Origin of the sequence: Bradyrhizobium sp. WYCCWR 13022, assembly GCF_030435535.1 — a bacterium.
Classification (GTDB): Bacteria; Pseudomonadota; Alphaproteobacteria; order Rhizobiales; family Xanthobacteraceae; genus Bradyrhizobium.
The window spans coordinates 106,497-131,134 of sequence record NZ_JAUIZJ010000009.1; the positions used below are offsets into that span (position 1 = coordinate 106,497).

A 24,638-nucleotide genomic window follows, 5' to 3' on the forward strand; every position below is an offset into this window, starting at 1 on the left:
ATGTCGTCGAAGCCACTTCCCCTGGATCAGGTTAGCGTAGTCGAATTCTGCTCGACGGCAGCGGGGCCTTTCGCGTCCATGCTGCTCTCGGATATGGGAGCGAGCGTCATCAAGGTCGAACCGCCAAATGGAGATGGCTTACGCCAATGGCCGCCGTTGACAGAAGGATTTAGCGAGAACTTTGCCTCACTCAATCGCAACAAGAAATCGATCGTCCTGGATCTCAAGAATGATGAGGACAATGACATTGCGCGGCGGCTTGTGCTCGATGCCGACGTGCTGATCGAGAACAATCGTCCCGGCGTGATGGAGCGCTTGGGGCTCGGTTATCCGCAATTCGCCGCGGAGAGGCCGGATCTTATCTACTGCTCGATATCCGCATATGGTCAAACCGGACCTCGAGCCGACGAAGGTGGGTTTGATCTCACCATTCAGGCCGCTGCTGGCGTGATGAGCGTAACGGGCGAAAGCGATGGAGCGCCGGTCAAATGCGGAGTTCCGATCTCGGATTTTGCGTCGGGTCTATACGCCGCTTTTGCCGTGACCTCCGCTCTGGTGCGGGTTCGGGCGGGGGGCAACGGCGCTCACATAGACGTTCCGATGTTTGGCTGCACGTTGGGTATAGCCGCGTTACAGACAAGTGAATTTTTCGGGACTGGTCTGCTCCCCCGCAGATTGGGATCCGCCCACCCGCGTAATGCGCCCTACCAGGCTTATCGAGCGGCGGACGGCTTCTTCGCGATTGCGGCTGGCAACGACGGACTGTGGCGCGAGGTCTGTCGTGTCGTCGGACGCGACTATCTCGTCACCGATGGGCGTTTCCTTACCACCGCTGACAGGGCTTCGAACCAGCACTCCCTCAAGGAGCTGCTGGAGGCCGTATTCGAAACCCAGCCGGTCGATTACTGGATCGGAGCCTTCGCGAAGGCTCGTGTGCCTCATGCAAGGATTAATAGCTACGACGCGGCCCTTGGAGATCCTCAGACGCGCCACATGGGATGGATCAAAGAACTCCAGTTGCCGGGTGGACGAACGACGCAGACTTTCGCATCGCCCCTGAAGTTCGGCGGCGAAAGCTTTGAAATCCGGAGCCGACCGCCCCTGCTGGGTGAACATACAAAGGAGTTCCGTGACGCCTACAGCCGCAGGCAGCCGGACCTCAACCGAGTTTCAACAAGGTCGGAGGACTGAGGTGAGCCAAAAGCTGCTTGCATTTGTGGCCGAGGTGACACGCTGTGTCGAAAACGTTCAGGACGAAGTCATAGTCGTTTCGCGCGTCAGGAAGGCGATGAGCGAGCTTGTGTCAACGGATGACTGGTTGCCTGAGACGATGGCGCTGTCCGATCCCAAATTCTATCAGCAACATCTGCTATATGGAGACCCTCTTGATCGCTTTTCGGTCGTGAGCTTCGTTTGGGGACCGGGCCAGCAGACGCCGGTCCATGACCATTCCGTGTGGGGTGTCATCGGCATGTTGCGAGGATCCGAGATCAACCAGAGGTACGGCCGGACGGCCTATGGGATGGACCCGATCGGTGGTTCCGAGCGACTGGAGCCAGGCGACGTGGAAATCGTGTCGGAAGCGGTTGGCGACATTCATCAAGTGCGAAATGCGTTCGATGACCGCGTGTCCATTAGTATCCACTGCTACGGTGGGAATATCGGGAGAATCCGACGTCATGTCTTCAAAGATCTCGGTGAGACCCAAGAGTTTGTCTCGGGTTATTCCAATGCTCTCACTCCCAACCTCTGGGCGCCAGCGCAGTGAGTGGGACGGAAGACCTTTTCGTCGGTCGCGCCGACGGTGTCGTGCGATTGCGCCTGAACCGACCGGAAGTAGGCAACGCCTTGAACCCAGGTTTGATCGCGGCCCTCACGCGCGAGGTAGAGGAGGCACGAAGATCGTGCGCCAGGCTTATGATCGTCGAGTCGAGTGGGCGCAACTTCTGCACTGGCTTTGATCTGTCGCGACTCCAGGAGGAAACAGACGATACGCTATTGGCAAGATTCGTCCGTATCGAATATTGTCTCCAGGCGATCAAGAATGCACCTTTCCCGACGTTGGCAATAGCCCGAGGGCGAGCGATCGGAGCCGGGGCCGACCTGTTCTGCGCCTGTGCCATCCGTTGGATCCTACCGGGGTCGTCGTTCGTCTTTCCGGGAGCGAATTTCGGCCTTGTCTTGGGTACCTCAAGGCTCGCCGAGATCGTCGGCGCCGCGACGGCCGCGGAATGGATCATGGGAGGGGCGACGGTCGATGCGCAATCCGCGCTGGAATCCGGCTTGGCTATGAAACAAATTGGCTACGAAGACATCGAAAGGGCAGTGTCTAGCGAGACCGCTCGCGCCTGTCGGCTAGATAGTTCGACGCATCAATCGATTTGGATGGCTGCAGCGAGTGCTCGCAGCGTTCGCGGAGAAACGGGTGACGGCTTCGACATGCTGAGGCTCATCGCGTCCGCTTCGCAGGTCGGCCTAAAGGAAAGAATAGCATCATACCGAACGGCAAGCCAATCGATCTGGCCCGTCACGTCACCTTGATATAGGATCGTGATCTAACCTCGCCGAACAATCAGCGTGAACGATGTTACCTCGGGCCGGCCACAATTTGACCTTCGAAACGTTTCGTCCGGTCGGTCACCATCGCTTCTTTTGAGATGGTAGCTGCGACGTCTGACAATCTGACGAGATATTGCTTGCCGGCCTACTCCGCTTGTTTGGTCTCATCACACACAAGATCGTCGACGGACCCAGGCGTCTTTGAGTAGCTTACATTTAGCAAATATTCGTCGCGGCGGAGCCTACTTTTGCGCTCGAGGACGGCGCCGCCATCAATCCTTTCCACCGCGACATGCCGCGCCTGTCGGTGGATATCGACCACACCTATCTGCCGGTGGTTCCGCGCCCCAAATCTCTGGCCCCGATCGATGCGGCGATGGAGCGCATGGCGGCGGCCATCAGGAAAGGATTGCCGGCAGCACGGGTGACGGAAGTCGTCAGCGCCGGTGAAAGATTGTCATCAAGCTGACCGTCCAGAGAGGCGCCGCGCAGGTCAGGATCGAGGTCACGCCGGTGATCAGGGCCGAGCTAGAGCTGCGCGATGTCTCGTCGAGCGTCGAAGAAATGTCCGGCTTCCGGACCCAAATGGAGCTGCTCAGGCTGTTGTCAAGTAAACCAATTCGTCATATATGGCATATAAACAAGTGTTAGTCGCCACATATGGTGATATTATGAGTTCGCCCAAATCCAATGCCGCGCTTGAACGTCTTGGTCACGACCTTCGATCGGCTCGCCTGCGCCGTCGTGTGGCTGTGGCCGACTTGGCTGCGCGCGCGGGTACGTCGCCTAGCACCATCGCACGCCTGGAAAAAGGCGATCCGGGAGTCGCCGTAGGCACGCTCGCGGACGTGCTCGTCTCTCTCGGGCTTATCGAGAATCTCGCCGATCTCGTCGATATACGGAAAGACGATCTGGGTTTGGCGTTGACGTCGGAGCGGTTGCCGCAGCGCGGTCGATCGTACGCTGCAAGGCTGCGCAAGCAGGAGAGGCAGGGCGACAAGGACGGGAAAAACGAACCGGACGATGTTGATCCGAACGGCGTGGCCTTCTGATGACTGAATACTACGCCCAAGTAGCCCTTGGCGAAGGCTTAACGCGAGTCGGTGAACTACGCTTCACGCAGACCGGGCCTCGTCAATTTTCGATCTTCACCTATGACCCGGCCTGGGCGAAGGATCCGCGTGCTTTCGCATTGCAGCCGAACATGCCCTTTGAGGGCGGGCCGTTTCATGCGTCGGCGCAGTCTGGCAATTCGCGCGAGGCGCTTGCTGGCGTCTTCTCCGATGCTGCGCCCGACAGCTGGGGGCGCAGACTGCTTGAACGTGCCTATGGCAATGGCCTCTCTGAATTCGAATATCTCACACTGTCCGACGATACATGCCGGCAAGGTGCTCTGCGTTTCATCGATGAACATGGGAAGATCATTACCGGTAAGGCCAACGAAGCGGTACCGCGTCTTCTTGATCTAGAGGCGATCACGGCGATTGCCCGCGCCTACGAACAAGGCAAGGAGATTTCCCCTGCGGACATGCAAGCTCTTGCCGGAGCCGGCGGCTCGGGCGGGGCTCGGCCCAAAGCCAACGTTCGTGACGGCGACGTTCTCTGGCTTGCCAAGTTCACTTCCGTCCACGATCAGCACCCGATCGAACAGGTCGAGGTCGCGACGCTGAACCTTGCCAGGATGTGCGGCATCCGCATTCCAGAGGTCAGACTGGAACTCGCTGACACGAAATTTCCGGTCGCGCTGGTCCAGCGTTTCGATCGACGCGGCCGCGCCCGCATTCCCTACATCTCCGCCCGAACGGCGCTCGGGAAGACAGGCTTAGAGCTCGGTTCGTACACGGAGATTGTCGATTTCATGCGGACGTCAGCTCCGGATCCGCAAGTCGATTTTGAGGAGCTCTATCGGCGGATGGTCTTCACTATCCTTGTTTCGAACAAGGATGATCATCTGAAGAACCATGGCTTCCTGTACGTCGGTTCGGGACGGTGGCGTCTGTCGCCGATGTTCGATGTGAACCCGGCGCCCGATCGCAACCCGCATCTCGAGACGGCGATCATGGAAGGTGGCACGCACGACCGATCAATCAAGCTCGCCCTCGAGGCCTGCGAGTTTTTCGAAATCACCGACGCCAACGCGCGAAAGATCATCCGAGATACAGCTCAACGCGTGTCCGATGGATGGCGGGAAACTTTCCGACGGGCAGGGGTCGGCCGTGCCCAATCGCGCGACTACGAAGCCGCCTTCGTCCATGATCAGAGCGACACAGCGCTTGGTCTATAATTCATCATATATGAAATGTTATCTGCTTCAATATATCATATTTGACTACTACGTAGTGATGCGCCAGAGACTTGCGAAGGCGCGGCCGGGTTCCCTCTGCCCTATCCACTTAGGTACGATCGACGATTTGCCTCGTATCGGACGGGAGGCATTCCAAGATTTGTGCCTCGCCATCGTGGCGGAAGATTTGAAGTCCCCGATACAGAACTTTTTGGCCTCCCACGATGGCGGTCGGACGAGCATTTCCCGGCGCTTGGGAAGGAGGCGAGGCCGCCCCGCGCCGGAAAGTGCACGATCCAGATCAAGCATTTCGGAAATGCCGCCGCCCGTCTATCTCTGTCGCACCTCACCAAGAAGCCGGGTGTCAAACGCCATCCGGAACTGAGGGGGCAGTTTTCCATGGCGCGCGACAGCCGGGCAATGCCAAGGAGCTCGCTGCCCAGGGGGCGCGCAGGCGATTACATCTTCATTACGAACGCCGGGGTTTCGGGAGCTGCCGAGGCAAGCATCTGCAGGCTTTCGAAAAGGCCGGTGTGCAGCGTTGTCGCGTGTTTGGAGGCGACTGGGTCGCGGCCCAGCTTCGGAGCCGCCCGTCCCCGAGGATGCTAATTCCGCGAATCTACAACCTCACGCATCTCCGACAATTCATCGACGGCGGAGCCTATCTTCAGGCATGACATCTACTCGGCGCGATGGGCGACAAATCTGCGCTGCTTCGCGACCACGGACGCGCATAGACGGAGCGTGGAAGCGCTGCTGGATCACCGGTTCGTCTTGCTTCGCGGGATCCGGCTTCCGGCAAATCGATGATCGCGGCGATATCGTCTCTTGGCGCGCTGGATGACCTTGCTATAGCCGAGCACGAGGAAGGCGACAGGTGGACCTTTCGTCATCCGACGATCGCGGATGCCTATTCGTCGCGGGAGGCCCCGACCTCGTCGAGATATACCTGCCCGGAGCCAAATCCGAGCGACTGCTGGCGTACGTGTTTTGCGGACGTCGCAGCGATGTCGATGCGTCAGAACGCCATAGAGCGCAGAAGGTACTATTGGACGTGCCGATCAATAGCGTCCTTCATTACTTCCTAGCCGAGCGCTGTGATGAAGATTTCTGCGCACTTTCGTCGAGGCGCGCCCAGAGATTTGGTAGTTCCCCTGCATATTCCGATGGCTGACGGCAATAACATCCGCTTGCTTGCCCGATTCAAACAGTTCGTCCTTTGTCCGAAGAGGACATTGAAACCTGATGAGGGAGATACGGGAATACGCTGGAATGCTTCGACGAGTCGATTTTCCAGGATGGACGTGTGCGATCACTGTTGCCTTCTGACGAATTCGAACGGCTCTGCGCCGACGTGAAATGGGAATGGCTTGCCGACCTTGGTGCGTCGGTCGGTCGCACGCGAAGAAGTTACAGCTCGAGCGATCAGGCAGGAATGTATCGTGACTTTCGCGATTCTCTCGAGGCCGCCGCAAAGTATTTTTGGGACGATGACGCGTTGCAAGCGGCGTTGTCAACGGCTTTGCGCCGGATGGACGAGATGATCTACGAGGATGAGGACCAGCGGCCTCCCCGCGGCGAAGCGAAACTTTCAAATCTTCGCCGAAGATCTCCGGAGCGTTGATCGAGATATTCAGTGATGTAGATGAAGAGTAGGGGCGCCATGATCTTGATCCAGCGCTTGCCCGGGGCAGTTCAGAAAATCGTGCCTGTCGTACCCGCGGCGCTGTTTCGCGGTGCGTTCGCCGTTTTCGTTGAAGTCCGACAGGCCCGGAGCTTGCGGGCTTCGCCTCGGTCACCTATCGCGAGCTCAGCAGCGATTGCCACAAATGCCGTTATGAAATTTCTGAATCGTCGGCCCTGGTCGATTCACTTATTTAATTGGACGGTTGATTCGGGAATTGCGATTCTGGCGCATGTCCGAACTCACCGTGCAATAAGCCCGCAAAGTTCTACGTGCTGACGATCGAGCCGACGCTGTTTGGCGATACAGCATTGGTGCGCGAATGGGGCCGCCTCGGTGGGCACGGCCAACGGCGGCTCGATCTGTTCGATGGGCACGTGCAGAGGCGCTTGAGTCCTGGTTCAAGCGCAAGACCCGTCGTGGTTACGTACAGCGGCACTTTCGCTTGGAGCCGGCTGCGACGTGCGGCAAGCGGTCTGATCTGGAGAAAATCTCCAATTAAAGTATGTCAAAGTAATCCGAAGGTATTTCGAATCTATTCCGAGAATTGCAGTATTCCATAGTACAACAATAGCGTACCTTCGCCGTGATCGAGGCTCATCAGGAAGGCTTTCCGCTCTCTACGTCAAGCTACCTTATCCTGGTTTGAAGTCGGAACATCGAGATGAAGTTGGAGCCCTTCTCAAGGTCCCGATAGCTCGAACACTGCGTCTTTGCGCCCGCGTTCAAGCGAATCGGTGGTGATGTTCGTCCGGACGGCCGCCACCTGAGCCAACCTAATTCGATCCCGCCGCAGCAGCCGTGAAGCTGCGGTCGACGGCTTTGCTGACGTCGAGCGTCTTCGGCAGGATGCCGTAGCGGGTCGAGCGGTCGGAGGCTTCCTGCACCTCTTTCACCACGCCCTCGTCGATCACAATCGGGCTGGTGCGCTGCGCGGTGTAGGCCGAGATCAGCACGTCCTCCGGCAGCTTGGTCAGCTCGGCCGTGCTCCTGGCGTATTCCGCAATATGGTCCAGCGACCACAGCCGTGCCTTGTTCAGCCGTTGCACGAGGTCCTGAACCGCGGCGCGCTTGGTGGCGATGGCATTGTCGGAGGCGACGATGAAGGTGATGGTCGGCGTCAGGCCGTCGCCGTCGGCGATGACGCGCGCCTTGTCCTTCAACGTCGCGAATGAGACATAGGGCTCCCACACCGCCCAGGCGTCGACTGACCCCGCCACCAGTGCCACCTTGGCATCGACAGGGCCGAGAGGCGCGAAGGTCGCCTCGTCCAGCTTGATCTGCGCCTTCTCCAGGGTTGCATCGATCAGGAACTGGCCCCAGCCGCCGCGCGTACCAGCGAGGCGCTTGCCCTTGAGGTCGGCGGCCGACTTGATCGGTGAATCCTGACGAACCAGGATCGCCTGCGTCTTGGCATCCGACCGCGTGCCGCCGATCGCCTTGATCGGCGCGCCCGCTGCATAGACGGAGAGGAAAGACAGATCGCCCGTGTAGCCGACGTCGAGCGCGCCGGCGTTGAGCGCTTCCAGAATGGGAGCTGCCGCCGGGAATTCCGACCATTCGATCTTGTAAGGCAGGTCCTTCGCATAACCCGAGATCTCGAGTAGCGAGCGTTTACCGCCTTTCTGGTCGCCGACGCGCAGCACGACTGTATCGGCCGCGAACGACGCGGCTGCCGTCGACAAGGTGACGACCGCGGCGAACAGAGAGGCCGCCAGGCGGTGCGTGATCGAATGGTCCGAAGAGTTGATGCTCATGTGATCTGTCTTGTTGCTTGCCTGTTACGACACGTGGGCGCGTGATGCGGCGAGACGATCAAGTCTATGACCGCGTGATACGCAGTCAATGAAATGGCCAACCGTATTGCGCGCGCGATGAGCAAGGACATTTCAATGAATGTGTGCTTTTCAGAAAAGCGGCGTGCGCATGCCTCAGACTGGGTGACAGTGATCCTCTCGCAGAGTCGTGAAGCTGCCTGGGAGCCGATGCGTCAGCGAAAATCGTTTCATCGTTGTTGCGTGTGCCGATGGAGAGAATGACTTCGCATCGCGCCAGATTCGAAATTCCATTTCATTGACGATGCGGTACCCGCGCCGCATGATTTGCACATCGCATCAACGTGGACGCAGGAAGCGACCCGCGAAAAATATTCTCTCTACGCAGCTCCCTCAGGAACATCCGCAACGCGAACAGTTGTGCCGATGGCGGAGCGTGCCAACTCAGGAGTGGGGCTGATGGGAAACGACATTAAGCGCAACGGATCGAGCCTCGACCGGCGTCATTTGCTTCAGGCGGGACTGGCGGCGGCCTTTGCGGCCCCGTTCGGCGCCCTGGGCGCACAGGCGTTTGTGCCGCAGGCGCCCGCGCCTGGCATAGACTTCTCGGAATTCCCGCTATGCCGCACGGCCGCGGACGGTCCTGTGCTCACGGGAGCCCCGCGCAAGCTAAAGCTCTCGTGGAATGCCGGCGCGGTGTGCCTTGCGCCGCTGCCTGTTGCGATCGAGCACGGCTTCTTCCAGAAGCAGAATCTCGATGTCGAGCTCGTCAACTATTCCGGTTCGACCGACCAGTTGCTCGAGGCCATCGCGACCGGAAAGAGCGATGCCGGTCTCGGCATGGCGCTGCGCTGGCTGAAACCGCTCGAGCAGGGCTTTGACGTCAAGATCGCCGCCGGCACCCATGGCGGCTGCATGCGCGTGCTGAGCCGCGCCGATTCCGGCGTGAACAAGCTTGCCGATCTCAAGGGCAAGATCGGTGCGGTCGGCGATCTCGCTGGTCCCGACAAGAACTTCTTCTCGATCCAGTTGGCAAAACTCGGCATTGATCCTAACAAGGACGTCGACTGGCGCGCCTATCCCGGCAATCTGCTCGATGTTGCGGTCCAGAAGGGCGAGGTGCAGGCTTTCCTGTCGTCCGACCCGCTTGCCTATCTCTGGCTCAAGGACACCCAGTACAGGGAGGTCGCCTCCAACCTCGATGGCGACTATCGCGACAAGAGCTGCTGCATCGTCGGCCTGCGCGGCTCGCTGGTTCGCGAAGAACCCCAGGTCGCGCGTGCGATCACTCAGGCGCTGCTCGACGCCGCCATGTTCACCTCGCAGAATCCGGCCGTCGCGGCAAAGTCATTCCAGCCCTACGCACCGAAGGCCGCAACGCTCGCCGATATCGAGGGCATGGTGCGCTACCACACCCACCATCATCATCCGACCGGTGAGGTGCTCAAGCGCGAACTGAAGGCTTACGCCGACGATCTCAAGAGCGTGCAGGTCTTCAAGCAGAGCACCGATACGACCAAATTCGCGGAGCGCATCTATGTCGACGTATTCTCTGTCTGACGGGCTCGCCTCCGGCGCGCCGCGGACCACGACGGCGTTTGCCAGCTGGGTGCGCGAGTCCGGCGCCGGGGTTTTCGCCAGCATCGCGTGGATTGCCTTCGGCCTCTCCTGCCTGTGGTGGGAGGATGTCGGCGACTGGTCGCGCACCCATTCGCTCGGCATCGCGGCGCTCGTCATTGCCGCGGTCGTGTTGTTCGGGACCGTCGGCGCCGACTATCTGGGCACGGCGGGCAGGGCGCTGCGCCAGCGCGCGCCCTGGCTCATCGCGCTCGGCGCGTTCCTGACGCTGTGGGAGGTCGCGACCGCCAAGTTTGCCTGGCTGCCGCTGCCGTTCTTCCCGCCGCCGCAGGCGATCATCGAGGTCTATACCGACGATCTGCCGAAGCTGCTCGACAGCCTGTTCGCCTCGGTCAAGCTGCAGCTCGGCGGCTACATCATTGGCGCTGCGGTCGGCTTCCTGACGGGGGTGTCGATCGGCTGGTCGCGCGCGGTCGGCTATTGGGTGCACCCGGTGCTGCGCTTCATCGGGCCGCTGCCGGCAACCGCCTGGCTGCCGATCGCGTTCTTCACCTTCCCCTCGAGCTGGAGCGCGTCGACCTTTCTGATCGCGCTCGCGACCGGTTTTCCCGTCACGGTGCTGACATGGTCGGGCGTCGCGAGTGTCAGCAGTGCTTATTACGATGTCGCGCGGACGCTCGGGGAAAAACCGTCCTTCCTGGTGCTGAAGGTCGCGATCCCTGCCGCGCTGCCGCACGTCTTCGTTGGGCTGTTCATGGGGCTCGGCGCCTCCTTTGCCGTGCTCGTCGTCGCCGAGATGATCGGCGTAAAGGCCGGTCTCGGCTGGTACCTGCAATGGGCGCAGGGCTGGGCTGCCTATGCCAACATGTATGCGGCGCTGATCGTGATGTCGCTGCTCTGCTCCGGCGCGATCACGCTGCTGTTTGCGATCCGCGACCGTCTGCTGGTCTGGCAGAAGGGGACCGTGAAATGGTAGAGGCAATCGTGCATCCGGCCGCCGGTGCCGCGCTCGACATCGAGCAGGTCGGCCATGCCTTCGACATCGACGGCGCCGCGCTGCCGGTGCTGAGCGATGTCAGCATCGCCGTCGAGCCCGGCGAGTTCGTCGCGCTGCTGGGGCCTTCCGGCTGCGGCAAGTCGACCTTGCTGCGGCTGGTGGCAGGGCTCGACAAGCCCAAGGCGGGAAGTCTGCGCGAGGACGAAGTCCGCATCGTCAGGCCGCATCCGTCACGCGTCGTCGTGTTCCAGGATCCGACCCTGTTTCCCTGGCGGTCGGTCTGGGACAACGTCGCCCTGGGCCTCGAAGCCCAGGGCATTCTGAAGAGCCAGCGGCAGCGTGTCGATGATGCGCTCGATCTCGTCGGACTGTCGTCGTTCCGCAATGCCTATCCGCACCAGCTCTCCGGCGGCATGGCGCAGCGCGTGGCGCTGGCGCGGGCGCTGGTGAACGATCCCAAGATCCTGATTTTGGATGAGCCGCTCGGCAAGCTCGACTCGCTGACCCGCATCACCATGCAGGCCGAGCTGGTCTCGTTGTGGCAGCGCAAGGGCTTTACCACGCTCCTCGTCACGCATGATGCCGAGGAGGCGCTGGTGCTCGCCAACCGCGTCATCGTCTTCAGCGAGCGTCCGGCGCGCGTGAAGGCCGACATCCGCGTCGACCGTCCCTATCCGCGCCATCGCGGCGATCCATATCTTGCGGACCTGCGCCGCCAGATTCTTGGCCTGCTGGGATTGGATGCAACATGGTGACTTCTATCGCTCAGGGACGGGTGGCGCATGGCGAACCCGACTATATCGCGCGCGCCGAGGCGCTTGCGCCGGGCTTTGCCGTGCGCGCAGCCGAGCACGACCGCGCCGCCAGCTTTCCCTTCCAGAACTTTCGCGAGCTCTCCGAAGCCGGCCTGCTGTCACTGACGGTGTCGGCGGCTCTCGGCGGGGCCGGCGCGGGCGCACGATATGCCGCGCGTGTGCTCGGCATCATCGGCAAGGCCGATCCGTCGACCGCGCTGGTGCTGTCGATGCACTACATCAATCATTTGGTGATGGCGCGCAGCCCGACCTGGCCGGCGCGGCTGTCGCGCAAGCTTGCGCGCGAAAGCGTCGAGGGCCTCGCGCTCATCAATGCGCTCCGGGTCGAGCCCGAACTCGGCTCGCCCGCGCGGGGCGGCCTGCCGGCGACAGTGGCCCGCCGCACCGAGACCGGCTGGCGGCTCTCTGGCCACAAGATCTACTCGACCGGCGCGCCGATCCTGAAATGGTATCTGGTATGGGCGCGGACCGACGAAGCCGAGCCGCGGGTGGGCCAGTTCCTGGTGCCGGCAGGCCTGCCGGGAACGCGGATCGTCGAGACCTGGGACCATCACGGCCTGCGCGCCAGCGGCAGCCATGACGTCATTTTCGACGACGTCGTGATCCCGCTCGACGCCGAGGTCGATGTCCGCAAGCCCGCCGACTGGCGCGCCCCCGACGTCGCGCAGGCGACCGTCCACACCGTCTTCGTCGCCGCGATCTATGATGGTATTGCCCGTGCGGCGCGCGACTGGTTCGTCCAGTTCCTGAAGCAGCGCGTGCCCGCCAGCCTCGGCGCGCCGCTTGCCACGCTGCCGCGCGCGCAGGAAATCCTCGGTGCGATCGAGGCCAGGCTCGCGGTTAATGCTCGGCTGCTCGACACCTTCGCCCGCGACTTCGACGACGGCGTCGATCTCTCCAACGGCGAATCCAACGTCATCAAGCTGACGGTCACCAACAATGCGGTCGCCGCGGTCGAGGACGCGCTGTCGCTGACCGGCAATCACGGCCTATCCCGCAGCAATCCGCTGGAGCGGCATTATCGCGATGTCCTGTGCGGGCGCGTGCACACGCCGCAGGACGATGCCACGCGCACCGGCCTCGGCCGCGCCGCATTGGGCCTCTAGCCTTTCCGAAAACAACAGGGAGATTATCATGTCGGTCGAGTTCATCGGCTTTATCGCCAACAGCAATGCTTCCGAGACCATCGTGCGCCAGGGACCGATCCTCGATCCCGCTTATATCGAGACGGTGGCAAAAGCACATGAGCTTGCCGGTTTCGACCGCGCGCTGCTCGCGTTTCATTCCACCACGCCGGATGCGCTGCAAGTTGCCCAGCATGTGCTGACCATCACCAAACAGCTCAAGGTGATGATTGCGCAGCGGCCGGGCTTCACCGCGCCGACGTTGCTGGCGCGCCAGCTCGCCACGCTCGACCAGCTCTATGGCGGCCGCGTCTCGCTGCACGTCATCACCGGCGGCAATGCCGCCGAGCTGCGTCAGGACGGCAACACCTTCGACGACAAGGACGAACGCTACGCCCGCACCAGCGAATTCCTCGACGTGGTCAGGCTGGAATGGACCAGCGAAAAGCCGTTCAACTACAGCGGCAAATATTACACCGTCGAGAACGGTTTCTCCCAGGTGAAGCCGCTGCAGAAGGGCGGCATCTACACCTTCGTCGGCGGCGGCTCGGATGCCGCGATCGAGGTCTCGGGCAAGTATGCCGACACGTTTGCGCTCTGGGGCGAGTCCTATGCGCAGGTGCGCGACGTCACGGCGCGGGTGCGCGCAGCGGCTGCGAAACACGGGCGGCCGAGTCCGCGCTTCAGCCTGTCGGTGCGGCCGATCCTCGCTGAGACCGAGGAGAAGGCCTGGCAGAAGGCGGAGCACATCCTCGAACGCGCAACTGCGCTCCAGGACCAGACCGGCTATCGCCGGCCAAACCACGCCACCGACGGCGCCAAGCGGCTCCTGGCGCTGGCTGACCAGGGCGCGCGCATTGACAAGCGGCTGTGGACCGAGATCGCAAAGCTCACCGGCGCCAACAGCAACACCACCGCGCTGGTCGGCACGCCCGAGCAGGTCGCCGAGGTCTTCGCCGATTATTATGATCTTGGCGTCAGCCATTTCCTGATCCGCGGCTTCGATCCGCTGCCCGATGCCATCGACTACGGCCGCGAGCTGATCCCGCTGACGCGCAAGCTGATCGCGACACGCGACCAGCAACGGGGCATCGCGGCGGAATGATCCGGCTCATCGCTGCTTTGGCGCTCGCCCTTGCGGGCGCCGGTCTCGCCAGCGCGCAGACGACGCTGCGCGTCGGTGACCAGAAGGGCAATGCGCGGGCGGTGATGGAAGCCGCGGGCCTGCTCAACGACGTTCCCTACAAGATCGAATGGAAGGAGTTTCCGGCCGCGGCGCCGCTGCTGGAAGCGCTCAGCGCCGGCGCGATCGAGACCGGGCTGGTCGGAGACGCGCCCTTCACTTTCGCCGCCGCCTCCGGCGCGCCCGTCAAGGCGATCGCCGCGATCCGGCAGACGCGCGAGGGGCTCGCGATCCTCGTGCCCGAGAGCTCGGCGATCAAGACCTTCGCCGACCTGCGCGGTAAAAAGATCGCGACCGGCCGTGGCTCGATCGGGCATCAGCTGATCCTGGCCGCGCTCGAAAAGAACGGCTGGAGTGCCGGTGACGTGCAGATCGCATTCCTGGCGCCGTCCGATGCCAAAATCGCCTACACGCAAGGTTCGGTCGATGCTTGGTCGACCTGGGAGCCGTACGTCAGCCAGGAAGAGGTGCTGTTCAAATCGCGCCGCATCATCACCTCGGAAGGCCTGACGCCGGGCCTCAGCTTCCAGGTGGCGCGATCCGATGCCATCAGGGACAAGCGCACCGAGCTCAACGACTTCATCCGTCGCCTCACCGCGGCGCGCGCGTGGTCGCTGAACAATATCGACAGCTATGCCGCGACCTGGGGCAAGTGGATGAACATCCCGACATCAGTACCGCAGAACTGGCTCTCGCGCGCAAAAATCCGGATCGCGCCGATCGACGACGGCGTGGTTGCGGACGAGCAGGGCACGATTGATCTGTATTTCCGCTGGGGCCTCATCAAGCAGAAGCTGGTTGCGGCGGAGATCGTCGATCGTTCGTTTGCTGATGCGATCGGAAAGGCGGGGTTCTGATGCTTCTTTGCGAGAATATGCGTGGTGCTCCGTAGCAGCCGCCGCCGACACGAAGCAACTATCGCGGATAGCGCGCTCGCGCATTAGGTCAAGCAATTTGTCTCGGAAATGTGGCTCGCACGCTGGCGCTGTGCGACATCGGTGACGGAAAGATCCCAGTTGCCGAGATCGTTCTCATGTCAACCAAGGTCGATGTTGGCCCTCTGGTGGTGAATGGCATGCCTTCGGTGGGCTTCCAGTGAGGTCATGCTTATAGCTGTCCGCGAATTGTCGAAGGCGGCGTCGCAAGAGATAGGACATCGACGATGTCTCTGCCGCAGGTGGACGAGCAAACAACGCTGAACCAATGGGCCCCTTGAAGCAGGCAGAGCCGCTTGATCGCTCGTTGTAGCCGCGCCGCTCTGGTGGCTCCGCCGCGACGAGGGATATTGAAGCCCTGGGCCGCAAGCGTGATGCGCCGCGCTTCGGAAAGCGAGAGTTCCGACTTTAGCAGCGCTCTCCCAAGACTCTGCCGTTGATAGCTCGCAAGTCGGCCAGCATCAGCTTTGGCTCTCCCATCGCTGCGAAATGGCCGCCTGTTGGCATGTCGGTAGGTGTGCTCCGCAAATGAGCGCGGAGTCGGCAGGAACACGGGATCGGGGAAGGCCGCCACGCCATCGGCGCTCCAACACGGGTGCCCGCGGGAAACCGAGCTGATCCTTCAAGGCGCTTACCGTGATAAATCCGTGTCGCGGTTACAACCGCCGGCGTCGCGACATAGGAGGCGTCGTTCGACCGTGCGACAATCGAAACTATCCAGCGAATAGGCGGCGTGCCGCTTGGACATGGCAGCGTTGCACCCGGTTGCCCTAAATGCCGGTCAATTTGACCTCGGTCCTCAGATGCTCGGCGGCAGCGCCGAGCATGGTCGTTCCGATCGTTCACTAGCTGCGCCGGTGATGCGCTTGAATTCCTCACTTTGCTCTCCTCGGTCGACGTCATCGTGCAATGCGGACTTGTCGGATGCAGCCTCCTTCATCCTCTCCGCCGCATTTAAGAAAGAAGCGTTCGCCATAAAAATCGAGCCCCATGAGTTCGTGAAGGTGGCTGTCTTTATGCGCGAATCTTGTTGCGCATCTCGATGATTTCATCATGAACTTTGTGAAACGTTTAAGGAAGGTTATGGCGATCGAATCCGCTGCCGTTTCCGCCCTGATGCAGACGCACATAGGCTACGACAAACGCCGTCGTGAGCATGTCGAGCTCCATGATGGCATCCATGGTTGCGTCGAATGTGTATTCCGACAGGCGTTTTGCGCATATTTATGAGCCACCGCGGAGGTGAACGAGTTGGAAACTCGGGAGAGCTGCAACAGTTCTGTCTCGACGGAGTCTAGGGTGGCGCGTCCGCTCTGGAAGTCAATGCACCACTCTTCGGGAAGAAGATGAGACTGCCCGCGTTCTTCGGAAAGCCACCTGCCCTTTCCAGTCACTGGCCGGTCGTTGACCGGGATTTGTAGCTCTCGTCCTGGCCTACACTTGCCGTGAGCACTCCTGCGCGGACGGCATCATGCAGCTTCAATATTAGTCTGCGGAAAATCGGTGCCTTTGAACATCAAAGGCTCTCCTAAATGGCAGGCGCATGCATAAGCAAAACAGTCCCGAAATTCAGCCGTGCTGGGTGTCGGCCCTTGCCTTAACGGTCAAAGGCGTCGAGCGCGATCCGGGCCGTTTCGGGCGGCACTTGCACCATCTTGATTTCCATTAGCGCCAGATAGCTCTCGACTGCTTCGCTAGCGTCCGAGATTGGAAGACCAAGTATTCGGGCTACGGCGATCACCGCCTCCCACACTGCCAGCGGCGAGTGTCAACGCGCGGCCGCTTGTTGAAGGCGCGTCAACAGCTCCCGCGCTTCGTCTTCATCGATCGACATCGCGGTCAACGCCGAGGCATCGATAAACATCAGTCAACTTCGTAAAGGCCGTCGCGAAACACCTTGTCTGCCGGCCTACTTTTTTGCGGATTGCCCCTGGCCCGGAGATCGCGACAGAACTGTACGCCCAAGTCGACCAAGGTAGGCTTACCCTGCTCACGCTCCAGCTCATGGGTGAGCGCCGTATGCACGGCCTCGGTGAGGCCGATCTTCTTGAGCGCCGCGATCCTGCGGGCCAGCGCGTCAGTATCAGGATTCTTAATATGGAAAGCCATCCGGATCCTCTAGCCGTTGCCGTGTATCATTATATAGCACGTCGGATACACCCTTTGAAGGCTAGGGCTCCAAGTTGATCACCGAGCTCCCGACGCAGGCAGTCGGCGCGCTGATGGTTAACCTCGCGTCGCTCTAGCTTTTCAGTCCTGAATTCCACCCGGGTGCGCCTCTTCTAGAGGTACTATTCGGAATAGCCGGTGGCCCTCTGCCGCAGCCAGTTTGGCCGGACTATTCTGCCGCGCCGAACGGAGCTGCCTCGGTCATCCACGATTGGGGAGGAGGGGGGCCCCATCCACCGGCCAATACCTTCGCCATCTCCCATTTGAGCGGTTCGTCCTCGATGTCGATCGTCTGGTAGTGAGTGTTGAACAGTTCGATGCGGTGTCCGTCCGGGTCGCGGAGATAAACGAAGCGGGCATATCCGGGAGCGAAATGGCGCGCCGGGCCGTACTCCACCGACCTACCGAAGCCCATCTCGGCGAGCAGATCGCAGATGAACATGAGATGGTAGGTCTCCGGGATGGTGAAGGCGGCGTGATGAAGGAGAGGTCCTGGGCCCGGACCTGGGGCGAACACTATGTCGTGCGGATTGCCCTTTCTCTGCAGGAAAACGAAGCTCGGTTCTTCCGATCCGTCCTGCGTAATGTACTCCGACAGTCTGAATCCGAGACGAGTGTAGAATTCGAGCGCCCGGTCCACGTGTGGTGTCAAAATCTGAAAATGGTCGAGCCGCTGCGGACAGGCGCCGCTAAAACGGCTGGATTGCAAGATCAGACGAGGCCTCGTTTCCATGGAGGCGCAAATATCGAGAGGAACACCCGCGGCGTCGGAAACACGCAGCGTACGAGCCTGATGAGGTACCTCGACCCAGGTCGGACGATGACCTAGATCCCGGAAGAAAGCTTCTGCAGCATCCAAATCCTCTTCGGTCAGAACGCGAAAGCCAATGTGTTGCGCGCTCGGCTTGCCGCCCTGTTCCAGAACGAGGGAATGATGGCAACCTTCTTCGAGTCCTCGGAGGTAGAGGCGGTTTTCGTCTTCGCTGCTGACTACGAATCCGAGCGCGTCGACGTAGAAGCGCTTGCTCTCTTTCAGGTCTTTCACCGCGAGCACGACATGGCTTGCTCGGGTCATGTTGAACGGTGGACGAAATACGGGTCGCGGTATCGCCATCAAGTCCTCCCTTGTATTGGTTTTCGTTCAAATCAGGCCGGGGTAGGAGCCGCCGTCCAGTTGAAGATTCTGGCCGGTGATGAAGCCCGCCTGTACGCTGCAGAGGTAGGCACAGGCATCCCCGAATTCTTCTGGCTTTCCGAATCGCTTCGCCGGAAGCGAGTCGGCGATCCTGGTGCGTGCCTCTTCAAGCGATATTCCCAGCTCCGACATCATCCTTTCCGCCATGAAGCGCTGACGATCGGTATCGATGCGCTCGGGCAGCATGTTGTTGATGGTGACGTTGTAGGCGGCGTATTGCCGGGCAAGCGACTTGCAGGCCGCCGTGAGCCCGGCGCGCGCGCCTGACGAGAGTTCCATCTTGGGATGCGGCGCCTTCACCATGGCAGACGTGATATTGATGATCCGCCCGAACTTCCGGTCCCGCATTCCAGGAAGAAAGGTTTTTACGAAGTGAAGGGGCGCGAGCATGTTCTGCTCGATCGCCTCCAACCACTCCGTGCGGCCGAACTCGAGGAAATTTCCGGGCGCCGGCCCGTGATTGTTGTTGATGAGGATGTCGGGTTCGGGACAGGCCTCGATAACCGTTTGGCGACCCGATTCTTCCGCGATGTCCGCCTGGACGAACGCCACTGGCTTACCCGCGAGGGCCTCGATGGACTTTGCGGCCAGGCGAAGGCGCTCCTCATCCCGGCCGTTCAGTGTGATTTCGCAGCCCTCGCGGGCGAGCGAAGTCGCGCATGCAAAACCCAACCCCTTAGAGGACGCGCATACGAGGGCCCGTTTAGCCGCCAAACCGAGGTCCATTTCGGCTCCAAACAATATATTATTTGACTTGCCCGACTTAAATAAAGATTATCATACGTCAAGGCAAGAAATTTCTATTTCAGGAGGGGTAGTTTGTCGGACGCATCAGAGACGCTCGCAACGGCCGCCTACCAGAAGCTCCGTATGGACGTGATCGGAGGGATGTTTTCCTTCGGCCAAAAGCTGAAGATCCGCTCGCTGTGCGAACGTTATGGGGTCAGCGCAGCTCCGATGCGCGAGGCTCTGACCCGGGCGGCCAAAGACGGCCTCATCATGCATTCCGACCAGCGCGGCTTTTCCGTCGCGCCGTTGAGCATCGAGGATTTGGACGACCTCTTGCAGACCAGGATCGTGCTCAACGAGTTCGCTCTCAGAAAATCGTTCGAGTACGGTGGGGCCGAGTGGGAGGAGCAGGTCCTGCTCTCATGGCACCGGCTGTCCCGCATTCCGTTTACGCCGGCTTCCGTTGACCCGGAATGGGAGCGCGCGCATCGTGTCTTCCACGCCACGCTTCTCTCCGCGTGCCGCGCGCCGCGCATTCTGGCGTATTGCGATCAGTTGTTCGACAGCGCCGACAGGTATCGGTTCATGTCTCGCGCCGCACACGTCGGCGGAGCCCGCACCGCCGACCACAAGATGATCGCCGACGCGGTGCTCGCGCACCGTCCGGACGAGGCGGTCGTCCTGCTGACACGACACTTCAGCGAGACCGCCGAACTCTGCCGGCAGCAACTGCTGTTGCAGGGAAAAGCCCAGCCCGGTGTCGTGACGCGAACGCCTTGCTAGGCAGCGTTCCTAAAAACAAACAAGAAGCCGAAGAGAGAGGAAATGACAGGCGATTTCGAGGAAACGTTCGTTCTTATCGTAGGCGGAGGACCCGTCGGGCTGACATCCGCGATCGATCTCGCGCAGAGGGGGGTACCTTGCATTCTGATTACGGAAAACCTCGAGACGGCGACCCAGCCCCGCTGCAATTTCGTGAATGCACGCACTATGGAGCATTTCCGTCGTCTCGGACTGGCGGAGGAAGTTCGCGCGGCGGCGCCGCTTGCCAAAATGCATCCGCGCGTAGCCTTCGTCACGCGCTTCTGCGGCCACGAATTCGGTAACATCGATCTGCTGAAGACGCGCCTTAGTGAAGGGCAGCTCGGACCGGAGTCCGGCCTGTCCATCTCCCAGCTCTTTCTGGAGCCGCTGCTGCGCCGACATGCCGAGGCCTCGGAGTCGGTCGACGTGCGCTTCGGTACACGCCTGGTCGCGCTCGGTGGGGAGGACGGCGCTCCGATCGCAACGGTCGAAGACGTGCGCACGGGAGTGCGCAAACGAATCCGGTCTCGGTACGTCATCGGTGCCGATGGGGCTCGGAGTCCGGTTCGTCGTCACTTCAACATTTCCATGGCGGGCGACGACGGGCGCATCGACAATGCGTTCGTCTCCGGCACCATGATCACGTATTTCGTTCGGGCCCCGACTCTGCTGGAGGAGAGCAGGCGTGCGCCGGCGACCATCACCTGGATCATAAATCACGACCTCCGCGCGTTCGTTTTTGCCCAGGACGGCCGCGAGCGCTGGATCATTCATTATCAGGTTCCGGAAGGCCTCGGCTGGGAGCAGGTCCGCAGCGACGAGGTGATGCGGTCGATATTCGGCAAAGACCTTCCGTACGAAATCCTCGCGGAGGGGCCGTGGACCGGCGGTTTGTCTTTGGTTGCCGCGGCATACCGGGCAGGTCCCGCTTTCCTCGTTGGCGACGCGGCGCACCTCTACACACCTCTAGGTGGCTTCGGCATGAACACGGGCATCGGAGATGTCCTGAACCTGACTTGGAAGCTTGCGGCAGCATACTCGGGGTGGGCCGGTCCCAACCTCCTGGATTCGTACGAGGCCGAGCGGAGATCCATCGGTTTGAGGAACTCGAAGATCGGCATCCACTGCTCGAAACGGAAAGGCAAGTGGCTGATCCCGCCGACCATCGAGGATGAAGGCGAGGCCGGTGCGCGTGCCCGGAAGACGTTCGGGGATTTCGTGGTCGTAGACGATCTCGACGAATACGACACGTCCGGACTGCAGTTGGGCGAGCGGTACGAATCCTCCCCCATCGTTTGTGCCAATGGCACTGCCGCGCCTCCGGACACATGGAGCAACTACAAGCCCGCCGACTTTCCGGGAGCGCGTTCGCCCCACTTCTGGCCGTCGCCCGGACGCGGCTTCTACGATCTGTTGGGTCGAGACTACACCCTTGTCGATTTCGAAAGCGGAGAACCTCTCGAGGCGTTGCTCGAGGCCGCGAAGCTGCGGAGGCTCCCGCTGTCGGTGGTCCGTTGTCCCGCTCCTGGCCAGCCCTACCAATCCAAACTCGTTCTGGTCAGGCCCGACCAGCACATCGCATGGCACGGAAACGCTCCACCGGAGGATCCGACGGCTGTGATCGACCGGGTGCGCGGAGCTTGACGAACCAAAACGAACGAAAAAGCGGGAGGGAATATGGGAATCGGAGGACAAGTCGTCGTTCCGTTCGATGGGTCCGCTCCGGTCGATAGCCGACCGGACGGCCGCAGGATCGACTTGGACGAATTCGTGGAAGGCCGATCGATCGGCGCCTTCCACCTCAATGTCGTGCTTTGGCCACTGCTGGTCACGATCGCAGATGGTTTCGATCTTGTCGTAATGGGCTATGCCGCCCCCGAGATCATCAAGATATTGAACTTCGATCGGAGCGCGATGGGCGTCATCCTGAGCTCCAGCCTGGTCGGAATGCTGATCGGCACTCCGATAGCCGGCTATCTCGGCGACCGTTTTGGCAGGAAGCCTCTGATCGTTCTGTCGACATTGCTTTTCGGCCTAGCCACGTGCTCGACCGTGCTGGCCGCTTCCGTCGCGCAGTTCTGCGCTCTTCGTTTCGTCGCGGGAGTCGGCCTTGCCGGGATCATCCCTAACGCGACCGCGCTCGTATCGGAGTTCATTCCACGCCGCGTCCGCGGTGCCTTCCTCATAGTCGTACAGCTCGGCGTGCAGATCGGAGGCATAGTACCCGGCCTCGTCGCCGCGTATCTGGTCTCCCGCTACGGCTGGGAAGTACTTTTCCATATAGGAGGCGCCGCTCCGGTGGTGCTGGCGACGGTGCTCGTTTTCGTACTGCCCGAGTCCATCAAGTACCTGTCGCTCGTTCCATCGAAGCGAGCGGAGCTTCTCAGGATCGCCAGGGCTCTCGACCCGAGGGGCCACCTTCCGGACGACGCGGTTTTCGCCTTGAAGTCCACGGGCTCGAGGGGAGCCTTGTCCCCGCTCGTGCCGCTTCGAAACGGCATGCACATCATCACACCGCTCCTCTGGCTACTCGCGGTGGTCAATTTGTTCACGACCCTTCTGATGGCGAGCTGGGCTCCGACGGTCTTGCGTGACATCGGACTTTCACCCGAAGCCGCCGCGCTCACGGCGACCCTGTTCGGTCTCGGAGGATTGATCGGAAGCTTCATGCTTACGGTGGGGTTCAATCGCTATGGTTTTCTCGTCATCGTCGCTTTCTACATCGTCGCGATCCCCTCGATGGCGCTCATCGGCCAGCCGTTCGTCGATCGCGGAGTCCTGCCGTGGTTGGTTCTTGTGACCGGCATATGCGTTGCCGGTACCCAATCCGCGATCAACTCGGCTTTCGGAATGTTATATCCAACCACCATCCGGTCGAACTGCGTCGGGTGGGGAATGGCGATCGGCCGCCTCGGAGCGATCGGAGGCCCTCTGTTCGGAGGCTTCCTGATGTCCAAGCAACTCTCCGGTACCGCTTTCTTCGAAACCGCCGCGTTGCCTCTCGTATTCGGCGTCCTGATAGCTGGCGTGCTGACGTACGCCTGCCGGCAGAGGTTCGGAGGCTGGACTTTGGATGAAAGGGCAAAGGGGGAGGCATGACCGCTCCATTCGAAAACAATCGCTGGATGTCTTCGCCGCCGAACGAGATAGCAGAAAGAATAAGAGCCTTGGGGCCGGTGATAGATCCGCCCGGAACCGCGCGGATCTACGCAGACATCCTGGCTCACCAGCCGACCGACGGAGTCGACGTCATTCCCAACATCCGCTACGGAAACGGGACCAGGCAGTCGTTGGACGTCTATCGGCCGGTTGCGACATCGGGTTCGGTGCCTGTGGTGCTGTTCTTCCACGGTGGCGGCTACAGTCGCGGCGACAAGTCCGATAGGAGCAATGTGGGTTACTTCTTTGCCCGCAACGGGGTCACGGCCTTCATCGCGAACTATGGCCTTGCCCCGGAATGCAAGTGGCCGTCTGGGGCACGCGACGTGATTGCTGCCTTGAGGTGGGCCCAGGAGAATGCGCAAGATCATGGAGGAGATCCGAGACGAATATGTCTGCTCGGAGAATCGGCGGGAGCCGCGCACGTCGCTCTCGCTTCCTTCGTCTCCACCTTCCACAAGGGGCGACCTCTCCGAGCGGCCGGCGTGGTTCTGCAGTCCGGGTCTTACAACGTCGCTCTCGAACGCGTCGCGGCTGCGGCTTTCGGTATACCTTCTCCCGACCTGCGCAATCAGGCCTATTTCGGCGAGGAGACTGCCCGATATTTGGAGATGTCGACGACCCGTCTGATAGATGCCCCGGACGTGCCGACCTTGATCACCTACGCGGAATACGATCCGGTTCCGATGCAGGTGCAAGCCGGAGAACTATTCGCCACCTTGGCGCTGCGGGCGTCCCATTGCCCCCTGCTACTCCGGTTGTTGGGCCATGGGCATATCTCTCAATTCAGCTCGTACAATACGGTGGATACCAGCGTAAGCGGACGGGTGCTCGATTTCGCGAAGTCTCTGCCGAGAGTCCAATGATCCATGGAGAACTGCAATTCGGATCCGAACGCCGGCCTCAGTCCCGCATTGCGATGTCAGGGGGGCCATCGCTGAATTGCGAAGCCGAAAGCGAACGGGGCGGCGACTTCCAGGCCGCTCCACGAAAGCGCTCTATGACCACGTAGTCCAAAGCAAGCTTCATCTGAATTGACGGCGCTCTGTTGAGATACCCGGTCCTTTGGTGATGCCCACCAGAGCTCTCTTTCCAAGCGGCTTACCTAGAGCCTTACTGAGTAACACTTGCGCTATGAAGAGTAATACGAGCCGTGCCTCGGTTGTCCTGATAGTTCCTGTTGAGCGGCCCTTGGAGACGACGGTAATACTCCGGAGTGATGTCAGGCGGCAGAATGGTTGGAAGCGTTTGAACCGCGTCATTTACGTAAGGCAGACCTCTCCCGTTTCCGGGGCGACAAAGTCAGCAATGAGAAGGCGAGACAGATTTTGCTTTTGCCAAACCTCATTGGCGACGGGCAATAGAGCGTCCGGGATGGGGTCTAGAGTCTCCAAGTCGCTCTGTTCTTTTTGACGCCCAATAATCCCGGCATCATCCGACGTTTCTTCCAGCCGCTTTGGGCGTGCAGAGTGTCGGCTGCATCCCCTAGGTCTAGATTGAGCCCCGCATCGCTGGGTTCAAGGGGAAGCTCGCCGCCGCCACTGCCCCAAATAGTGAGAATTGGTTGAAACCAATTCGCGCCGTAAACGCGACGAAAGGGGAACAAAAGGAATCTCGGTCTGTCGTATGATCCGAATCCCATTACGCC

Annotated in this window: 23 protein-coding genes and 1 pseudogene; 19 read left to right on the forward strand and 5 right to left on the reverse strand. The window is 60.9% G+C overall.

Annotated elements, in window-relative coordinates; genetic code table 11:
- The 8 genes from QY049_RS14900 to QY049_RS14935 all read left to right on the forward strand — a co-directional run bounded on the left by QY049_RS14900 (window position 1) and on the right by QY049_RS14935 (window position 7,090).
- Window positions 1–1,191, forward strand: coding sequence for a CaiB/BaiF CoA-transferase family protein (locus tag QY049_RS14900; RefSeq protein ID WP_128929657.1), 1,191 nt, complete (start codon window positions 1–3; stop codon window positions 1,189–1,191).
- 1 nt (window position 1,192) lies between these two features.
- Complete coding sequence (locus QY049_RS14905; protein ID WP_164933837.1) at window positions 1,193–1,768, forward strand: cysteine dioxygenase; 576 nt, start codon at window positions 1,193–1,195, stop codon at window positions 1,766–1,768.
- Entirely contained in the window at window positions 1,765–2,541 is a 777-nt protein-coding gene (locus QY049_RS14910; RefSeq protein WP_128929655.1) for an enoyl-CoA hydratase/isomerase family protein, read from the forward strand. The genes QY049_RS14905 and QY049_RS14910 overlap by 4 nt, the downstream gene beginning before the upstream one ends.
- Before the next feature lie 310 nt (window positions 2,542–2,851).
- The gene (locus tag QY049_RS14915) at window positions 2,852–3,028 is read left to right on the forward strand and encodes a hypothetical protein (protein ID WP_232995585.1); all 177 of its coding nucleotides are present in this window, start codon (window positions 2,852–2,854) and stop codon (window positions 3,026–3,028) included.
- Between the two features lie 202 nt (window positions 3,029–3,230).
- Window positions 3,231–3,611, forward strand: coding sequence for a helix-turn-helix domain-containing protein (locus QY049_RS14920; RefSeq protein WP_128929654.1), 381 nt, complete (start codon window positions 3,231–3,233; stop codon window positions 3,609–3,611).
- Window positions 3,611–4,843 (forward strand): type II toxin-antitoxin system HipA family toxin, encoded by a 1,233-nt coding sequence (locus QY049_RS14925; protein ID WP_128929653.1) that lies wholly within the window; start codon window positions 3,611–3,613, stop codon window positions 4,841–4,843. The genes QY049_RS14920 and QY049_RS14925 overlap by 1 nt, the downstream gene beginning before the upstream one ends.
- A gap of 1,306 nt (window positions 4,844–6,149) precedes the next feature.
- On the forward strand, window positions 6,150–6,467 hold the full coding sequence (locus tag QY049_RS14930; RefSeq protein ID WP_128929652.1) for a hypothetical protein: 318 nt from the start codon (window positions 6,150–6,152) through the stop codon (window positions 6,465–6,467).
- A gap of 332 nt (window positions 6,468–6,799) precedes the next feature.
- Window positions 6,800–7,090, forward strand: coding sequence for a WGR domain-containing protein (locus QY049_RS14935; protein ID WP_232995584.1), 291 nt, complete (start codon window positions 6,800–6,802; stop codon window positions 7,088–7,090).
- 213 nt (window positions 7,091–7,303) lie between these two features.
- Here the strand turns inward: QY049_RS14935 and QY049_RS14940 are convergent, their stop codons facing one another.
- A complete protein-coding gene (locus QY049_RS14940; RefSeq protein ID WP_128929651.1) occupies window positions 7,304–8,284 on the reverse strand; it encodes an ABC transporter substrate-binding protein in 981 nt (326 codons plus the stop codon).
- 477 nt (window positions 8,285–8,761) lie between these two features.
- Here QY049_RS14940 and QY049_RS14945 point away from each other — a divergent pair, with 477 nt between their 5' ends.
- The 7 genes from QY049_RS14945 to QY049_RS14975 all read left to right on the forward strand — a co-directional run bounded on the left by QY049_RS14945 (window position 8,762) and on the right by QY049_RS14975 (window position 15,980).
- The gene (locus QY049_RS14945; protein ID WP_128929650.1) at window positions 8,762–9,862 is read left to right on the forward strand and encodes an ABC transporter substrate-binding protein; all 1,101 of its coding nucleotides are present in this window, start codon (window positions 8,762–8,764) and stop codon (window positions 9,860–9,862) included.
- Window positions 9,840–10,856 (forward strand): ABC transporter permease, encoded by a 1,017-nt coding sequence (locus QY049_RS14950; RefSeq protein ID WP_128929649.1) that lies wholly within the window; start codon window positions 9,840–9,842, stop codon window positions 10,854–10,856. Before QY049_RS14945 ends, QY049_RS14950 begins: the two co-directional genes overlap by 23 nt.
- Window positions 10,850–11,632, forward strand: a complete 783-nt coding sequence (locus tag QY049_RS14955; protein WP_128929648.1) for an ABC transporter ATP-binding protein — start codon at window positions 10,850–10,852, stop codon at window positions 11,630–11,632. Before QY049_RS14950 ends, QY049_RS14955 begins: the two co-directional genes overlap by 7 nt.
- Window positions 11,626–12,798, forward strand: a complete 1,173-nt coding sequence (locus QY049_RS14960) for an acyl-CoA dehydrogenase family protein (protein ID WP_128929647.1) — start codon at window positions 11,626–11,628, stop codon at window positions 12,796–12,798. Before QY049_RS14955 ends, QY049_RS14960 begins: the two co-directional genes overlap by 7 nt.
- A gap of 28 nt (window positions 12,799–12,826) precedes the next feature.
- A complete protein-coding gene (locus tag QY049_RS14965) occupies window positions 12,827–13,921 on the forward strand; it encodes an LLM class flavin-dependent oxidoreductase (RefSeq protein ID WP_128929646.1) in 1,095 nt (364 codons plus the stop codon).
- Window positions 13,918–14,856 carry an ABC transporter substrate-binding protein gene (locus QY049_RS14970; RefSeq protein ID WP_128929645.1) on the forward strand — a complete coding sequence of 313 codons (939 nt, stop codon included), beginning with the start codon at window positions 13,918–13,920 and terminating at the stop codon, window positions 14,854–14,856. Before QY049_RS14965 ends, QY049_RS14970 begins: the two co-directional genes overlap by 4 nt.
- Window positions 14,857–15,674: 818 nt before the next feature.
- Window positions 15,675–15,980, forward strand: a complete 306-nt coding sequence (locus QY049_RS14975) for a hypothetical protein (RefSeq protein WP_164933838.1) — start codon at window positions 15,675–15,677, stop codon at window positions 15,978–15,980.
- Window positions 15,981–16,403: 423 nt separating this feature from the next.
- On the opposite strand, the pseudogene QY049_RS14980 reads toward QY049_RS14975, so the two are convergent.
- From QY049_RS14980 to QY049_RS14995, 4 genes and pseudogenes are all read right to left on the reverse strand, one after another.
- Window positions 16,404–16,798, reverse strand: a pseudogene (locus QY049_RS14980) (type II toxin-antitoxin system VapC family toxin).
- Window positions 16,798–17,043: a type II toxin-antitoxin system VapB family antitoxin gene (locus QY049_RS14985; protein WP_128929644.1), complete on the reverse strand. Its 246-nt coding sequence runs from the start codon at window positions 17,041–17,043 to the stop codon at window positions 16,798–16,800. The pseudogene QY049_RS14980 and the gene QY049_RS14985 overlap by 1 nt, the downstream one beginning before the upstream one ends.
- A gap of 229 nt (window positions 17,044–17,272) precedes the next feature.
- The gene (locus QY049_RS14990) at window positions 17,273–18,217 is read right to left on the reverse strand and encodes a VOC family protein (protein WP_128955087.1); all 945 of its coding nucleotides are present in this window, start codon (window positions 18,215–18,217) and stop codon (window positions 17,273–17,275) included.
- Window positions 18,218–18,244: 27 nt separating this feature from the next.
- Window positions 18,245–19,024 carry an SDR family oxidoreductase gene (locus QY049_RS14995; RefSeq protein ID WP_128929642.1) on the reverse strand — a complete coding sequence of 260 codons (780 nt, stop codon included), beginning with the start codon at window positions 19,022–19,024 and terminating at the stop codon, window positions 18,245–18,247.
- A 93-nt stretch (window positions 19,025–19,117) separates the two neighbouring features.
- Between QY049_RS14995 and QY049_RS15000 the strand changes: the two genes are divergently transcribed.
- The 4 genes from QY049_RS15000 to QY049_RS15015 all read left to right on the forward strand — a co-directional run bounded on the left by QY049_RS15000 (window position 19,118) and on the right by QY049_RS15015 (window position 23,856).
- Window positions 19,118–19,810: a GntR family transcriptional regulator gene (locus QY049_RS15000; RefSeq protein ID WP_128929641.1), complete on the forward strand. Its 693-nt coding sequence runs from the start codon at window positions 19,118–19,120 to the stop codon at window positions 19,808–19,810.
- Window positions 19,811–19,852: 42 nt separating this feature from the next.
- A complete protein-coding gene (locus QY049_RS15005; RefSeq protein WP_128929640.1) occupies window positions 19,853–21,475 on the forward strand; it encodes an FAD-dependent monooxygenase in 1,623 nt (540 codons plus the stop codon).
- A gap of 114 nt (window positions 21,476–21,589) precedes the next feature.
- Entirely contained in the window at window positions 21,590–22,930 is a 1,341-nt protein-coding gene (locus QY049_RS15010; protein ID WP_164933839.1) for an MFS transporter, read from the forward strand.
- Window positions 22,927–23,856 (forward strand): alpha/beta hydrolase, encoded by a 930-nt coding sequence (locus QY049_RS15015; protein WP_206733167.1) that lies wholly within the window; start codon window positions 22,927–22,929, stop codon window positions 23,854–23,856. Before QY049_RS15010 ends, QY049_RS15015 begins: the two co-directional genes overlap by 4 nt.
- Window positions 23,857–24,638 lie beyond the last annotated feature (782 nt).

Coding starts and splice junctions, on each gene's coding strand:
- QY049_RS14950 (WP_128929649.1), top strand. CDS start 9,840: ATGTCGACGTATTCTCTGTCTGACGGGCTCGCCTCCGGCGCGCCGCGG.
- QY049_RS14920 (WP_128929654.1), top strand. CDS start 3,231: ATGAGTTCGCCCAAATCCAATGCCGCGCTTGAACGTCTTGGTCACGAC.
- QY049_RS14960 (WP_128929647.1), top strand. CDS start 11,626: ATGGTGACTTCTATCGCTCAGGGACGGGTGGCGCATGGCGAACCCGAC.
- QY049_RS14985 (WP_128929644.1), bottom strand. CDS start 17,043: ATGGCTTTCCATATTAAGAATCCTGATACTGACGCGCTGGCCCGCAGG.
- QY049_RS14970 (WP_128929645.1), top strand. CDS start 13,918: ATGATCCGGCTCATCGCTGCTTTGGCGCTCGCCCTTGCGGGCGCCGGT.
- QY049_RS14900 (WP_128929657.1), top strand. CDS start 1: ATGTCGTCGAAGCCACTTCCCCTGGATCAGGTTAGCGTAGTCGAATTC.
- QY049_RS14945 (WP_128929650.1), top strand. CDS start 8,762: ATGGGAAACGACATTAAGCGCAACGGATCGAGCCTCGACCGGCGTCAT.
- QY049_RS14940 (WP_128929651.1), bottom strand. CDS start 8,284: ATGAGCATCAACTCTTCGGACCATTCGATCACGCACCGCCTGGCGGCC.
- QY049_RS14990 (WP_128955087.1), bottom strand. CDS start 18,217: ATGGCGATACCGCGACCCGTATTTCGTCCACCGTTCAACATGACCCGA.
- QY049_RS14995 (WP_128929642.1), bottom strand. CDS start 19,024: ATGGACCTCGGTTTGGCGGCTAAACGGGCCCTCGTATGCGCGTCCTCT.
- QY049_RS14965 (WP_128929646.1), top strand. CDS start 12,827: ATGTCGGTCGAGTTCATCGGCTTTATCGCCAACAGCAATGCTTCCGAG.
- QY049_RS15015 (WP_206733167.1), top strand. CDS start 22,927: ATGACCGCTCCATTCGAAAACAATCGCTGGATGTCTTCGCCGCCGAAC.
- QY049_RS14915 (WP_232995585.1), top strand. CDS start 2,852: ATGCCGCGCCTGTCGGTGGATATCGACCACACCTATCTGCCGGTGGTT.
- QY049_RS14955 (WP_128929648.1), top strand. CDS start 10,850: ATGGTAGAGGCAATCGTGCATCCGGCCGCCGGTGCCGCGCTCGACATC.
- QY049_RS14925 (WP_128929653.1), top strand. CDS start 3,611: ATGACTGAATACTACGCCCAAGTAGCCCTTGGCGAAGGCTTAACGCGA.
- QY049_RS15005 (WP_128929640.1), top strand. CDS start 19,853: ATGACAGGCGATTTCGAGGAAACGTTCGTTCTTATCGTAGGCGGAGGA.